Source organism: Arthrobacter sp. MYb224 (genome assembly GCF_002975455.1).
Classification (GTDB): Bacteria; Actinomycetota; Actinomycetes; order Actinomycetales; family Micrococcaceae; genus Glutamicibacter.
In genome coordinates this window covers 96,056-109,867 of the sequence record NZ_PCPU01000005.1, presented here as the reverse complement: position 1 = coordinate 109,867, position 13,812 = coordinate 96,056, and the positions used below count along the sequence as shown (strand labels likewise).

General features: G+C 61.4%; 11 protein-coding genes and 1 tRNA gene. 10 read left to right on the top strand and 2 right to left on the bottom strand.

Annotated features, from left to right (window positions below):
- Positions 1-9 precede the first annotated feature (9 nt).
- The 3 genes from CQ017_RS11085 (at position 10) to CQ017_RS11075 (ending at position 3,369) form a co-directional block, all read left to right on the top strand.
- Positions 10-1,293, top strand: coding sequence for a deoxyguanosinetriphosphate triphosphohydrolase (locus tag CQ017_RS11085; protein WP_096287455.1), 1,284 nt, complete (start codon positions 10-12; stop codon positions 1,291-1,293).
- 68 nt (positions 1,294-1,361) lie between these two features.
- Positions 1,362-3,242, top strand: coding sequence for a DNA primase (dnaG, locus tag CQ017_RS11080; RefSeq protein ID WP_096287453.1), 1,881 nt, complete (start codon positions 1,362-1,364; stop codon positions 3,240-3,242).
- A 54-nt stretch (positions 3,243-3,296) separates the two neighbouring features.
- Positions 3,297-3,369: transfer RNA gene (locus CQ017_RS11075), tRNA-Asn, on the top strand.
- A 117-nt stretch (positions 3,370-3,486) separates the two neighbouring features.
- On the opposite strand, the gene CQ017_RS11070 is transcribed toward CQ017_RS11075, so the two are convergent.
- Positions 3,487-4,320: a hypothetical protein gene (locus CQ017_RS11070; RefSeq protein ID WP_096287451.1), complete on the bottom strand. Its 834-nt coding sequence runs from the start codon at positions 4,318-4,320 to the stop codon at positions 3,487-3,489.
- Positions 4,321-4,491: 171 nt separating this feature from the next.
- Here CQ017_RS11070 and CQ017_RS11065 point away from each other — a divergent pair, with 171 nt between their 5' ends.
- Positions 4,492-4,821 (top strand): thioredoxin family protein, encoded by a 330-nt coding sequence (locus tag CQ017_RS11065; RefSeq protein WP_105553752.1) that lies wholly within the window; start codon positions 4,492-4,494, stop codon positions 4,819-4,821.
- On the opposite strand, the gene CQ017_RS11060 is transcribed toward CQ017_RS11065, so the two are convergent.
- Positions 4,818-6,023 (bottom strand): ROK family transcriptional regulator, encoded by a 1,206-nt coding sequence (locus CQ017_RS11060; RefSeq protein ID WP_105553751.1) that lies wholly within the window; start codon positions 6,021-6,023, stop codon positions 4,818-4,820. The two genes, CQ017_RS11065 and CQ017_RS11060, sit on opposite strands and share 4 nt — an antisense overlap.
- Before the next feature lie 486 nt (positions 6,024-6,509).
- Here CQ017_RS11060 and xylA point away from each other — a divergent pair, with 486 nt between their 5' ends.
- The 6 genes from xylA (at position 6,510) to CQ017_RS11030 (ending at position 13,783) form a co-directional block, all read left to right on the top strand.
- On the top strand, positions 6,510-7,697 hold the full coding sequence (xylA, locus tag CQ017_RS11055; RefSeq protein WP_105553750.1) for a xylose isomerase: 1,188 nt from the start codon (positions 6,510-6,512) through the stop codon (positions 7,695-7,697).
- Between the two features lie 101 nt (positions 7,698-7,798).
- Entirely contained in the window at positions 7,799-9,193 is a 1,395-nt protein-coding gene (locus CQ017_RS11050) for a xylulokinase (protein ID WP_105553749.1), read from the top strand.
- Between the two features lie 256 nt (positions 9,194-9,449).
- Positions 9,450-10,259, top strand: coding sequence for a DUF4190 domain-containing protein (locus CQ017_RS11045; protein WP_105553748.1), 810 nt, complete (start codon positions 9,450-9,452; stop codon positions 10,257-10,259).
- A gap of 257 nt (positions 10,260-10,516) precedes the next feature.
- Positions 10,517-10,708 carry a hypothetical protein gene (locus CQ017_RS11040; protein ID WP_096287439.1) on the top strand — a complete coding sequence of 64 codons (192 nt, stop codon included), beginning with the start codon at positions 10,517-10,519 and terminating at the stop codon, positions 10,706-10,708.
- A complete protein-coding gene (locus CQ017_RS11035) occupies positions 10,701-12,227 on the top strand; it encodes a sensor histidine kinase (protein ID WP_105553747.1) in 1,527 nt (508 codons plus the stop codon). Before CQ017_RS11040 ends, CQ017_RS11035 begins: the two co-directional genes overlap by 8 nt.
- The gene (locus CQ017_RS11030; protein ID WP_105553746.1) at positions 12,224-13,783 is read left to right on the top strand and encodes an SLC13 family permease; all 1,560 of its coding nucleotides are present in this window, start codon (positions 12,224-12,226) and stop codon (positions 13,781-13,783) included. Before CQ017_RS11035 ends, CQ017_RS11030 begins: the two co-directional genes overlap by 4 nt.
- Positions 13,784-13,812 lie beyond the last annotated feature (29 nt).

The window sequence follows — 13,812 nt, the reverse complement described above, 5'->3', positions numbered from 1 at the left end:
ACTCTTTATATGACCGAGATCAACGGATATACCGAAGCTGATCAGGAACGTTGGGTGCCCGAACCGGCTAAGAAGTCGTATCGCACCGCGTTCGCACGTGATCGCGCCCGGGTTTTGCACTCCTCGGCGCTGCGCCGGCTGGGCGCCAAAACCCAGGTGGTCTCACCCACGCTGAACGATTTCGTGCGGACCAGGCTGACCCACTCCCTGGAAGTGGCGCAGGTGGGACGCGAACTCGGGGCCGCCTTGGGCTGCGATCCCGACATCGTAGACACCGCGTGCCTGGCCCACGACCTAGGCCACCCGCCCTTCGGCCACAACGGTGAGAAAGCCTTGAACAAGCTGTCCAAGGACATCGGTGGTTTCGAAGGCAATGCGCAGACCCTGCGCCTGCTCACTCGGCTGGAGACCAAGACCTTCCGTCATAACGGCCATTCGGCCGGGCTGAACCTTTCACGAGCTGCCTTGGACGCCTCGTGCAAGTACCCTTGGCTGCGTGAAGATGCGCCGATGCGAAACGGGAAGAAGACGAAGAAATTCGGCGTCTATACCGATGACCGGCCGGTCTTCGACTGGCTGCGCAGCGGCCCGGATTCGGTGCTCGGCCAGGTGTGCATGGAAGGCCAAGTCATGGATCTGGCCGATGACATCTCTTACTCGGTGCATGACGTGGAAGACGCGATAGTCGGAGGGCGCCTGCAACTGCGCTGGCTGCTCGAATCCGCGCAAAGGGACCGCGCCCTGCAAGTGACCAAGGACTGGTACCTGCCCACCACGAACGAGTCAGATATCGAGGCGGCATTGGCTCGCCTGGAAGCCTCGGCCGAGTGGGTATCGCACGCCGACGGCTCACGCCGGGCACGAGCGGCGCTCAAGGATATGACCAGCCAATTCATCGGACGGTTCTGCCAGGCGGCCATGGACGCCACGCGCAGCGAGTACGGGCAGGGAAGCCTGACCCGGTACAACGCACAGCTGATCGTTCCCGAGGAAACCGAACACGAGATCGCGGTGATGAAGGGGATTGCCGCGAACTTCGTGATGACCAACGAAGAGCGCCAGCCAATCTATGCGCGGCAGCGGGAAATACTCACCGACCTGGTGGAGTTGTTATCCGATAAGGAAGACAAATACCTCGATTCCATCTTCGCCGCCGACTACAAGGACGCGGCGGACTCGCATGAACGTTTGCGGGTGATCATCGATCAGGTCGCCTCGTTGACCGACGCTTCGGCCCTGGAATGGCACACGGCGCTGGTCAAGGGCGAGAGTTTCGAACCGAAGCTTTTCTAGGCTGAGCATCATGCACAGCCCGTGACGCGCGCAGCCTAGGCGGCGCGCAACTTCTTAGAATGGGAAACATGGCAGGGCTGATTAAACGAGAAGACATCGACGAGGTGCGTAACCGCATCGACCTTCGTGAGGTCGTCGAATCCTATGTCACGCTCAAATCCGCGGGCGTGGGCTCCTACAAGGGCCTGTGCCCGTTCCACGATGAACGCAGTCCTTCCTTCCATATCCGCCCTCAGCTGGGAACCTTCCACTGCTTCGGCTGTGGCGAGTCCGGGGACGTGATTGCGTTCATCCAGAAGATGGACCACTCTTCATTCACCGAGACCGTTGAATCCCTGGCGGCTCGCATCAACTACGAGCTGCATTATGAGGATGGCGGAACCGGGCCCCGCCGCGAAGAATACGGTAAGCGCCAGCGACTGGTCGACGCCCATAAGGTGGCCGAGGAATTCTTCCGCACCCAGCTAGCCAGCGACGAGGCGCAAACCGCTCGAGAATTCCTGAACGGGCGCGGCTTCGAGCCTCAGGCGGCAGCCGATTTCTCCGTGGGGTACGCACCCAAGGGGTGGGACGCGCTGCTCAAGCACCTGCGTTCAAAGGGTTTTGCCGACGAGGAACTCAAACTCACCGGCATGTTCTCGGAAGGCAACCGCGGGATCTACGACCGGTTCCGTGGCCGACTGGTATGGCCCATCCGCGACCTGTCAGGTGCCACGATTGGCTTCGGCGCGCGCAAACTCTACGAGGATGATCAGGGCCCTAAATACCTGAACACCCCCGAGACCCAGTTGTATAAGAAATCGCAGGTGCTCTACGGGCTGGATCTGGCTAAAAAACAGATTTCCAAGACCAGACAAATCGTCGTTGTCGAAGGCTACACCGACGTGATGGCCTGCCACCTTGCGGGGATCACCACGGCGGTGGCGACCTGTGGCACCGCCTTCGGCACCGACCACATCAAGATCGCCAGGCGGCTTTTGCAGGATGACGGTACCGGTGGCGAAGTGATCTTCACCTTTGACGGCGATGCCGCCGGGCAGAAGGCGGCTTTGCGTGCCTTCGAAGAAGACCAGCGTTTTATCGCGCAAACCTATGTGTGCGTTGAGCCGACCGGTGCGGATCCCTGCGATCTGCGTTTGCATCGCGGGGATGAAGCGGTGCGTGAACTGATCGAGCTCAAGCGCCCGCTGTTCGAGTTCGCGATCCGCGCGGAGCTGAAGAAGTTCAATCTGGACACCGTTGAAGGCCGTGTGCAGGCCCTGCGGCAGACCGCACCGATCCTCGCGCAGATTCGTGACTCGTCGATCCGTCCGGCCTACGCGCGTGAACTGGCCGGCTGGCTGGGCATGAACAATGAAGACGTGAACCGTTCGGTTGCCGCCTCCATCAAACGCGCCCGGCTGCCTAAGAACACCCAGGCGGCCGCCGGTAGCGCCCAGGCTGCGGGGGAGGCGCAAGAGCAGCCCGGCAACGCCTTCGAACGTCCCGACAAGCGTGATCCGGTGATGCGTTTGGAGCGTCAGGCGCTGGAAGTTGTCATTCAGCAACCTCACCGGCTCAGTGAAGAGCAGTGGCAAGCCTTTTACGAGGCCCGCTTCATGGCTCCGGCGCACGCTGCCGTACACGACGGGGTGGTGGCTGCCAGTGCGGTAGGCGCTTCGGCATCGTCGTGGGTCGAGGTGATTCGTGATGAGGTGCCCGAACAGTTGCGTTCTTTCGTCTCCGAGCTTGCGGTGACCAGCATTCCGGCCTCCGATGAGCACAACTTGTCCCGCTATTGTTCAGACATCATCAATGGGCTGATTGAGCTTCAAATCACACATCGCAAAGCCGAGCTCATTGGCCGGTTGCAGCGGGCCGAAATGGAACCCGAAGGGGAGGAATACACCCAGATCAACCGCGAACTTATGGAACTTGAGATGCGTCGCCGAATCCTCCGTGGGACCTGAGCGGCCAGTTTTGGTTTTTGGTTGAGCGTCGGGTAAAGTTATATCTCGTTGCATTCCTCCATAGCTCAATTGGCAGAGCATTCGACTGTTAATCGAAGGGTTACTGGTTCAAGTCCAGTTGGAGGAGCTTTCAAAAGGCCCCGGTTCTCATTGCGAGAATCGGGGCCTTTGCCTTTGAGTATTCCTGCCGGATGTTTGAAGCCTCACGCCCGCCTAGGGCGCTAAAGGGATCCACTGTTGGGGCCTATGCCTGCGCGGGGTGGTTCCACAGTCTTCGAGATTCCAAATACCAGAAATAGGTGAAGAGGCCGATCTCGTACCACTCGATGATAAATAGCGCCTGCGCTACGCCCATGAGGGTAAGCACGAGCCATCCGACGATGCCCAAAGCCATGAGTACCAGCAAGACGGCGTACTGGGTTGAACGCCCACCGCTGGTATCGGTGTCGCAGAGGTCTTCGCGCCCCAGATGGCTGGCGATGGCTACTCCCATGCTGATAATCAATAGAAACGCGGCAGCATAGTGAACACCGGCAAAGTCTGTGCCTTCGATGCTGCGCCACAACAGCAAGCCGATAAACGCGATCAGCAGCACGGTACTGACGAGGGTCAAAGTTTTACTGAGCGTGCTGAAGTGCAACGAGCGCGGCGACCACTTGCTAGTTTTCCATTCAAGCCAGACAAATACCGCGGAAACCACGAGGACGGCAAACACCGATATTTGCACGGAGCGGATCAGCTGTAGTTGACCGTGCGGGGTCAGCGTGGAGAGCGTCTCGCCCAGCCGGGTTGGAACCAAGGCTACAAATATCGCGTAGAAACCGGCAAGGTTCAGGGCATAGTCCTCCAGGGGCGCGCCTTTGTAAACTACGAGCATTACTCCGGTGGCGACAAGCATTGCGACGAATAGGTCCCGGCTAGGTCCCAAGTAGTAGGAACTGATCGAGTCTTCAACTTTTCCGTTTAAAAGCCCATAAATCACGATGGCAACAACCAGTAAAAGCGGTAGGACCAGCAGAGCTAGCCTGACGTAGCGTAGCGTGTCGCGGCCATGATCGATTTCGTCGTTGGTGCCCATACTTGAATTCTGCAACAGCAACTGCGCTGGCTAGGAATTGTTTTCATCTCAGCGTGTCGCTGGGTTAAGCGGTTGAGCACCGTGAATCCCCGCATCGCTTAGCCGAGCAGCAGCCGGGATAGCGAATCCAGAACTTCCTGGATCTCTGGATCCTTCGAGGAGAATGTACGTATGCGCATCGAATTGTTGGTTATCGAGAATTGCCCCAACTCCGCCCTTGCGGCCGAGCGACTGGGCGCTGCCCTCGAAGCACTCGGAGTCAGGAATACGCCGATACTGCAACACGTTTTGAAAACAAGCGCCGAGACGCTTGGCACTGGTTTTGCCGGTTCCCCAACGATCATTGCAGGAGGCATTGATCTTTTTCCGGCGGCGACTACGCGCGAACTCGCTTGCCGCATCTATCCGACGCCGGATGGCCTGCAAGGTGCGCCAACTGTTGACCAGCTGACCGCGGCATTGTCGGCCCGAGGCTACGGGCAGCGGCAGGCAAACCGCTAGGGCGTCTGGTCTGCGGCCCTGTACCCGGCTGGGTCCGAAAGCAATTGGGCGAATGCCAATTCGGCGGCGCCAATGAGCAATAGATCCGAACCCAGCACAGCCTTTCTGATTCTGACCTCGCGGCCTAGCCCTGCAATGGGGCCGCTGGAGACCGCATCGGTCAACCGTTCGGCGCGCATTGCGTAGATGGTTCCCAAGAAACCGCCAAGGACGATCATTTCTGGGTTGAATATATTAACGAAATTGGTAAGCGCCACGGACAGCAGATCAATCTGCCGGTCGATTTCTTGGTGAAGCTGCGCGGACTCATTGCCGGCAATTGCCTGCTCAAGAGAGTCTAGGTCGGCGCTGTCGAACTGGAGGATATCCAAGAGACTTTCAACCCGCACCTCGGCATCGAGGCAACCTCGGCGCCCGCAATGGCAGAGGACCCCGCCGGTTCTGACCAAGGTATGCCCCAGTTCTCCGGCAAAGCCCGAGGCTCCACGAAGCGGGGCACCGCCGGTGAGAATGCCGCCGCCAATGCCACTGGCGCTTCCATTGAGATAGAGCACATTGGCGTAACCTTGCGCGGCACCGTGAATGCTTTCGGCAACGGAGCCTAGGGTTGCGTCGTTTCCTACGAGTACCGGAAGTCCGAGCGCGGGTTCCAGCAATGACGACAAGGATTCATTCGCCCATTGCAGGTGCGGTGCGAGGAGGATCTTTCCGTCGCTGTCTTGCACCAGAGCGGGCACCGCTACGCCCACGGCGACGATGCGATCCAGCACATCGATATCCGCGCGCATGCCGTCAAGAATTGCCTTGCTGATGTTGGCGGTTTCAACAGGAGTCGGTTTCGCGGCGGCTTCATAGCGAATTCTGCGATGGACCTTGCCGCCGAGCCCGACAAGCCCAACATGCACGGCATCGATGTCCGGGTTGATGGCGACCGCGACGACTTTGTCGTTGGGATGAACGAGCGGGCTGGGCCGGCCAGCCCTGCCAGCTGCTTGTGGCTCGCTTTCGAAGACCAGCCCCAGCTCGCAAAGTTCGGCGACTAGTGCGCCGACCGTGGAACGGTTAAAACCGGTGCGCTCGGTAAGTTGGGCACGCGATAGCCTGCCTTCGCGGTGCAACAAGGTGAGAATGACAGACAGATTATTGCGCCGCATGGTTTCAGGGCTCTGCACCGCCTTGGACGCACGGGGTGAGGCCGTCATCTAGTGTCCTTCAATTCTTCATTCTTAGGCTGAGCTGGCTAGCTGATGGATGAGCAACGGCGGCCAGCGACCGAGTGCCATAAATTCAACCGGCTGGGCAGGGGTAACGAGCCACGAGCACCAGTGGCGTCCGTCTTGTCAGTCGTTGGAACATCTTCAAACTTTCGCCATTTTATCAACTACGTTGCCGCTCCCAATGACCGTTCTTGCGCCTGCAACCCACGTGACGTGACGATGGGATGCCATGCGGCACGGGCGCGGCAGAAGATTGCCGCGTTTCAAGGAAATGGACAATCAAAATTCCCATAAGTTGTAAACGTAAACTTATAGGAGTTAGGGCGCTACATCAAGTCTATACCCCTTGTTTTACTTGGTGGAGGAACTCTGCCAATTTCGTTTATTCGCGAATGAGGGGGAAATTTTCCTTGACTCTGAGGATCGTTCTGCAATAAGTTGTTGCTAACTACAAATCATTCAGGAGTACGCATGACTTTGCAACCAACGCCAGCAGACCGTTTCACCTTTGGCCTATGGACGGTGGGATGGACCGGGAACGATCCGTTCGGCACGCCAACCCGCCAGGCACTCAACCCGGTCGAAGCGGTCAATCGGCTCAGCGAGCTGGGTGCTTACGGTATTACCTTCCACGACAACGACCTGATCCCGTTTGATGCAACGGCAGCAGAACGCGAGAGCATCCTCAAGGATTTCCGTGGCGCCTTGGAAACGACCGGTTTGAAGGTCCCAATGGTTACCACCAACCTGTTCAGCCATCCGGTCTTCAAGGACGGCGGCTTCACTTCCAACGATCGCTCCATTCGCCGCTATGCCTTGCGCAAGGTGTTGGAAAACATTGATCTCGCTGCCGAGATGGGTGCCGAAACCTTTGTCATGTGGGGTGGCCGCGAAGGCAGCGAATACGACGGATCCAAGGATCTGGCATCTTCGCTCGATCGCATGAAGGAAGGCGTTGATACCGTCGCCGCCTATATCAAGGAAAAGAACTACGGGCTGCGCCTTGCGCTGGAACCTAAGCCAAACGAGCCACGCGGTGACATCTTCCTGCCCACGGTAGGCCACGCGCTGGCTTTCATTGCCGAGCTTGAGCACGGCGATATCGTAGGCGTTAACCCGGAAACCGGCCATGAACAGATGGCAGGATTGAACTTCACGCACGGCATCGCGCAGGCGCTTTGGGCAGAAAAGCTGTTCCACATCGACCTCAACGGACAGCGCGGAATCAAGTACGACCAGGACCTCGTCTTCGGCCACGGCGATCTCACCAGCGCCTTCTTCACTGTCGACCTGCTTGAAAATGGATTCCCGAACGGCGGGCCAACCTACAACGGTCCACGCCACTTCGACTACAAGCCATCGCGAACCGACGGCTATGACGGGGTATGGGACTCCGCCAAGGCGAATATGTCCATGTACTTGTTGCTCAAGGAACGCGCTACCGCATTCCGCGCCAACCCAGAGGTGCGGGAAGCGCTGAAGACCGCAGGCGTCTTCGAGCTGGGCGAAAGCACTCTGGCCGCCGGCGAAACCACCGCGGATCTGCTGGCGGATACGTCGGCATTCGAAGGCTTTGATGCAGACGCTGCCGCCGAGCGTTCCTTCGGGTTCATCCGCTTGAACCAGCTGGCCTTGGAACACCTGATGGGCGCACGCTAAGCCTGAGGTTTTTACAAGAAAAGTTTGACCGCGTCCCCGGTTCTGTTGCCAGATCCGGGGACGCGGCGCTGTTATTCATCCCAAGCCCGAAAGTTACCTAAATGCAGCTGGTTGCCGGAGTGGATAGCTCCACCCAATCTTGTAAGGTCGTCATTCGTGACGCCGGTTCCGGAGCCCTGATCCGACAGGGCTCCGCGCGCCATCCATCGGGCACCGAGATCGACCCAGAGCACTGGTGGACGGCACTGCAGCAAGCCATCGAAGAGGCCGGCGGCCTGGAGGATGTCTCGGCTATTTCGGTGGCAGGCCAGCAACATGGCATGGTTTGCCTCGACGCCGACGGCGCGGTAGTTCGTCCCGCCCTGCTGTGGAACGACACTCGCTCGGCGGGCGCAGCTCGGCAGCTCGTCGAAGAATTCGGCGCCGACTATTGGGCGCGAAGCATTGGAACCATCCCGGTGGCCTCGCTCACCGCGACCAAGCTGTTGTGGCTGGCTACCGCGGAACCAGGGAACGCCGCGCGCACTGCCGCGGTATGCCTACCTCACGATTGGCTCAGCTGGCGCCTGGCAGGATTTGGCCCAGGCAGCGGTGCCGAAGGCCTAGCCGCGTTGCGCACCGACCGTTCGGATGCCTCGGGAACCGGGTACTGGTCACCGAGCACCGGCGAGTATCTGCCAGAGGTGCTCGAACGCACTCTGGGGCATGTGCCGGTCCTGCCAAAGGTCCTGGGGCCATTGGAAGTCGGACAGTTGACCTCAGCTGGAATGCTGATCGGCCCCGGCTGCGGCGATAACGCCGGAGCGGGATTAGGCGTGAACGCCACGCTGGGCACCGTGGTGATCTCGGTTGGCACCTCCGGGACGGTATTCACCGTGTCCGACCAGCCTACCGGGGATCGTTCGGGGCTGGTGGCCGGATTCGCCGATGCCACCGGCAGCTACCTGCCACTGGCTTGCACCTTGAATGCCTCCCGCGTGCTGGATGCGACGGCGGCGCTGCTGAAAGTCGATCTTCCGCAACTGTCCCAGCTGGCATTGACCGCGCCTGCCGGTGCCGAAGGTTTGAGCCTGATCCCTTACTTTGAGGGGGAACGAACCCCTAATCTGCCCGACGCTACAGGCTCGCTGCACGGGCTGACCTTGGAGAACTTCACCGCCCAGAATCTGGCTCGAGCCGCCTTCGAGGGGATTATCTGTTCGCTGGCGGACGGGCTGAAGGCACTGACGGACTTGGGGGTGCTGGCCGAGCGTATTGTGCTGGTCGGTGGGGCGGCGCGTTCGGTTGCACTGCAGGAAATTTCGGCCAGTGTGCTGGGCCTGCCGGTAAGCGTTCCGGAACCCGGGGAGTACGTTGCCGATGGGGCAGCGCGCCAGGCGGCGGGAGTGTTAAGCGGAGTATTGCCGCTCTGGCCAACCAATGAGGCCCTGCTGGCGACAAGCGAACCGGACAGCCGGGTCCTCCGCCAGTACCGGCAGGCTGCTTCCGGTTACTGAGAGCCCAGAGGACTGCCCTTCGACTACATGGTCAACTTGAAATCGAGGGGCAGTCCTTTGCCGGAAGCGCGAGCTAAGCCGAGGCAGGGGCGGAACTTCTCGGGAGCTGAAAATTTACTGTGAGGCTAAAGTGTCGGAGCGTCCTCGTAGTGTCGTTGATGGATCAAGCAAGATTCAATCCGGATCACGACCATGGGGTATGAGCCGGTTTCACTTAGGCGCTGGCTAAGCGCCGTCATCACTTGAGGAAATATTCATGTCTGCTGGAACTCCACTGGAGCCTGCACCGCACTCGCAGCTCCCACCCGCAAAGTCCACTGCCGGCAAGGGGCTGGGAATTGCCGCACTGGTCATTGCCATCGTTGCCCTGACCCTGTGCTGGGTCCCGATCGTGAACAACTTCGCCGCGGTTCTAGGTTTTGTCGCCCTGATCCTCGGCATCATCTCACTCGCCATCGCCGCGAAGCGGCGCGGCAGCAAGGGGCTGGGGATCGCCTCTAGCGTGATCGCCATCGTTGCCATCGTGCTGGTCTTCGTCACCCAGTCCGCCTACGTCAAGGCCTTGGACGGTGTCTCGGCTGCCATCGATGACGCCGCGGACGGAGAGGTCGCGGCTCCGGAGAAGGTCATCGAGCAGGCGGCAGATGAGTCTCAGGTGCTCAAGCTGGGTGAGGCGGCCACTATCGGTGAATATTCGGTCAACGTCAGTTCCGTGAACCTCGAAGCCGACGAGGCCATGGCCAAGGCCAACACATTCAATGAAAAGGCCGAGGGGCAATATGTCCTCGTAGATCTTTCCGTGGTGTACAACGGCGAGGAAGAAGGCGACGCCTGGCTTGACCTGTCTCCAGAGCTGGTTGGCTCCGATTCGCGCATCTACAGCACCTCTAGCTCCATGGCCATGGCTCCGAAACCAGCCATGGATGTGCCTACGCTGACCAAGGGCGGCAAGGGAACCTACCAGGTCGTCTTCGATGTACCGGCCGATGCGCTCGATGACGCGAAGATCCGCGTCACCGAAACTCTGTCCTTCGACGACGAAGCGGGACTCTGGGAGACCAAATAGTCGAACCGCAACAACGAGCTCCAACGCGAAGGCACGGGCTGTGCCGCAAGAAAAGACCATGCGGCGCAGCCCGTGCCTTGTGCGCCGCAAGCCGGTAGGCGCCCCCACGCCGGAGCCATCGAACTCACCGTCGCGCAGACCGTGATCGGGAGCCCGTAAGGTACTTTCTCACCTTCTCATATTCTTCTCATCGACGAATCATAAACCTCTCACCAGTACTTAATTTGTGTCTCACAAGGGTTTTCTAATGTAGAAGCATGATCCGTCGCATACTTCTCATCCTTGCTGTCCTGGCCGTTCCCGCCGGGCTGGCAAGCGCCAGCCAAGCGCTGGCCGACTCCGCAAGTCCGCCGACTCCGCACCAGCAGCCGATCGTGGTTCAACTGGACGTGCGACCGCAAACTGCGCTGCCCAGCGCGCAGCCGGAACGCGGTGGCAAGGATGGCTGAATCTGCTGAGCAGCAGGGGTCCAAGGTCTCGGCCCGGTTGCGGATTGTCGGCTGGATCGTTCTCACCACGGCGCTGGCCTTGCTCGCGGTGACGGTCACCATGCGTTCGATCATGTCCGGGCAGGTCGCCGAGGCGGCCAATGTGGGCATCACCCAGGAGATCGAGGAATTCAGGACCTTCGCCGCCGAGGGGCTGGATCCGCAGACCGCGCGCCCCTTCGCCTCGATGGACGAACTGCTCGAACGTTATCTCGCCCGGCAGCAGCCCATGGCGGGCGAAGCAATTGTCGGCCAGGCCAACGGCCGCGTGTTCAGCGCGCACGGCGCCTTGGACCAGACCGGTGTTGTGCTGGCCGCGGATGCGCAGCTGCTGGCTCGGATCCTCGAAGATTCGCGGACCTCGGCGGTGTATGAAACCAAGTACGGCACCGTGCGCTGGGCCAAGGCGGTAGCCGAGGAAGCCGCTACCGCGAACCGGTCCGGCCCGATGCAACAAGCCCAGCTGGTCGTCGCACAGTTCACCTCCGGCGCGCAGGAAGAAGCCAACCGGCAGGCGGTGCTCCTGTTCGCGGTGGCCGCCGGAGGGTTGGCGCTGACCGCGGGGATCTCCTGGCTAGTGGCAGGTCAAATCATGCGCCCGATCTGCACCGTGCGCGAGACCTCTGCAGCCATTACGGCGCATGACCTTTCGGCCCGCATCCCGGTGTCCGGGCGCGACGACCTGGCGCAGCTGGCCCAGACGCTCAACGCAATGCTCGACCGGGTCGAGTCCTCCCATCTGGCCCAGCGGCACTTCATCGCCGAAGCGCGCGAGCATCTCAACGAACCGCAACGTCGGCTCGCGGCGACGCTGCACGAACTGGTCCGTGAAGACCTGCCCGCGGTGCAACGCGCCGACATCGCTTGCGGGGCGCAGGAGCTCATCTCGCAGATGGGTCAAACCCTCGCCGACCTCGACGTACTTGCACACAGCGGCCACCCGGATTTCGTCAGGCCGCGGCTGGTGGCCGTGGGCGAGGTCACCGCGGATATTGCCGCCGAGGCAGCGCAATCGGACACCTACCTGCAACGGCATTTCCGCATCGAGCAGTCGGCTCGCGCCGAGGCGTGGCTTGACCCGGAGCGCATCACCGATGCCTTGCGCCAACTGATCCAGAACGCCGTCGCGCACACGGACCACGGGGACACCATTCGACTGGGCTCCGCCGCCGATGAACAGTCAGTCAGCTTCTGGGTGGCCAATGACGGCCCGGGCTTGGATTCCGAGGTGGCCCGCGCATTGCTTGATACCTATCGCAGCGGGGGCACCGGCACTGACCAGGAACCGGGCATGGGCCTTGGGCTGGCCGTGGTCAAGGCGGTAGCCCAAGCGCATCGGGGGACCGCGTGGGTCGAATCCGGCCCAGGCGCCGGAGCCCGCTTCGGCCTCTCGCTACCGCGACTGGCTTTGGCTCCGGAAGCAGGCTCCGAGGAGAACTTCGCCGAGCGCATGGCGAGCACTCTGGGAGCCGAGTCATGAGCACGAGACAACGCACTAGGGATACCGGATTCCGCTACAGCACCGACGCACCGCAGCCGGCGGCTGCCGTTGGACCGGCACAACGCGCCCCGCGGCGGCGCTGGAACCACCGGCGCGCCAGCGGGTTGCTGGCCGCGATGCTGCTCGCCGCCTTTCTGGTCTGGTGCGCCTTCGGGGCTTTTGGCTCCGCGGCGGGAACGGCGACCGCGCTGCCGTCCCAGGGCGCACTGACCCTGGCGGTCTTCGCCGTCGCGATCTGGCTATGGGTCTTCTCCCCGGTCGGGGACACCTATGTCGCTCTCGGCGCGGCCTTGGTGCTGGTGCTCATGGGCGTGCTGCCCGAGGACGTCCTCTTCGCCTCGCTGGGTGAAGACACCATCTGGCTGCTGTTGGCCGCGTTCGTGATTGCCGCCGGAATCACGGCAACTGGTTTGGCCACCCGCGCCGCCGCCTGGATCGCTGTCGGAGCCCGCAACCCGAGACAGTTGATGCACCTGACCACCGGTGCACTGGTGGCCACCGCATTCGCGGTGCCTTCCACCTCGGGCCGGGCGGCGCTGGCAATTCCCGTCTTCATGGCCTTGGCCAAGGTGCTTGCCGCCCGCCCGAGGGTTGTCCTGGCCCTGTCGCTGCTCTTCCCCTCGGTCATCCTGCTTTCTGCGGTCGCCTCGTATTTGGGGGCCGGGGCGCATCTGATCACCAGCCAGATCCTCGCCACCTCCGGCTATCAGGACTTCTCATTCGCAGGTTGGCTGCTCTACGGGCTGCCGCTGGCCTTCGTCTCCTCGCATCTGTGCGCGGAACTGGTGCTATGGCTCTTCACCCGCGGCTCGGATCGCCGCCAAGCGCTGGAGGTGAGCATTGGGCAGCTCCAAGAGCATTCCCTGGTACCGCTGACCGGACCGCTGAGCGTCGGGCAATCGCGCGCCGCCTTGCTGGTATCCGCGGTGGTGGTGCTCTGGTGCACCGAACCATTGCACCACTTGCACCCGGCCGTTGTGGCTCTGCTCGGATCCTTGCTCGTGGCCAGTCCGGGCTTCGGCTCGGTGGGCCTGGCCAAGGCGCTGAAGGCGGTGCCGTGGTCAATGCTGATCTTCATGGCCGCCACGCTGACCCTGGGCACCGCGCTGGCCCGCACCGGCGCCGCCGACTGGCTGGCACGCAGCGTGCTTGGACCGGTCGAGGGGCTGGGAGCCGCCGCCCCGTGGGTGTTCACCATCGTGGTGGTGGTCGTATCCGCCGCGGCCCACCTGGTGATCCAGTCCCGTTCGGCGCGCTCGGCGGTGCTGATTCCGCTGGTCGTTTCGCTTGCCCCGGGTGTGGGGGTGGACGCGGTGGCTATCGCTTTCGCCTCCACTGCCGCCGCAGGTTTCTGCCACACGCTCACCAGCAGCGCGAAGCCCGTCAACTTGTTTTCCGATATCGAAGGTGTGGACAGCTATCAACCCGCGGACCTGCTGCGGCTCAGCGCGGTGCTGGGACCGGTCATGGTCGCCCTGATCCTAGTGTTCTCCTTCTGGATCTGGCCGGCCATGGGCCTGCCGCTGTTCACCTGAGATCGCTGACCCAACAACCATTGCCTACA

Coding starts and splice junctions, on each gene's coding strand:
- CQ017_RS11085 (WP_096287455.1), top strand. CDS start 10: ATGACCGAGATCAACGGATATACCGAAGCTGATCAGGAACGTTGGGTG.
- dnaG (WP_096287453.1), top strand. CDS start 1,362: ATGGCAGGGCTGATTAAACGAGAAGACATCGACGAGGTGCGTAACCGC.
- CQ017_RS11070 (WP_096287451.1), bottom strand. CDS start 4,320: ATGGGCACCAACGACGAAATCGATCATGGCCGCGACACGCTACGCTAC.
- CQ017_RS11065 (WP_105553752.1), top strand. CDS start 4,492: ATGCGCATCGAATTGTTGGTTATCGAGAATTGCCCCAACTCCGCCCTT.
- CQ017_RS11060 (WP_105553751.1), bottom strand. CDS start 6,023: ATGACGGCCTCACCCCGTGCGTCCAAGGCGGTGCAGAGCCCTGAAACC.
- xylA (WP_105553750.1), top strand. CDS start 6,510: ATGACTTTGCAACCAACGCCAGCAGACCGTTTCACCTTTGGCCTATGG.
- CQ017_RS11050 (WP_105553749.1), top strand. CDS start 7,799: ATGCAGCTGGTTGCCGGAGTGGATAGCTCCACCCAATCTTGTAAGGTC.
- CQ017_RS11045 (WP_105553748.1), top strand. CDS start 9,450: ATGTCTGCTGGAACTCCACTGGAGCCTGCACCGCACTCGCAGCTCCCA.
- CQ017_RS11040 (WP_096287439.1), top strand. CDS start 10,517: ATGATCCGTCGCATACTTCTCATCCTTGCTGTCCTGGCCGTTCCCGCC.
- CQ017_RS11035 (WP_105553747.1), top strand. CDS start 10,701: ATGGCTGAATCTGCTGAGCAGCAGGGGTCCAAGGTCTCGGCCCGGTTG.
- CQ017_RS11030 (WP_105553746.1), top strand. CDS start 12,224: ATGAGCACGAGACAACGCACTAGGGATACCGGATTCCGCTACAGCACC.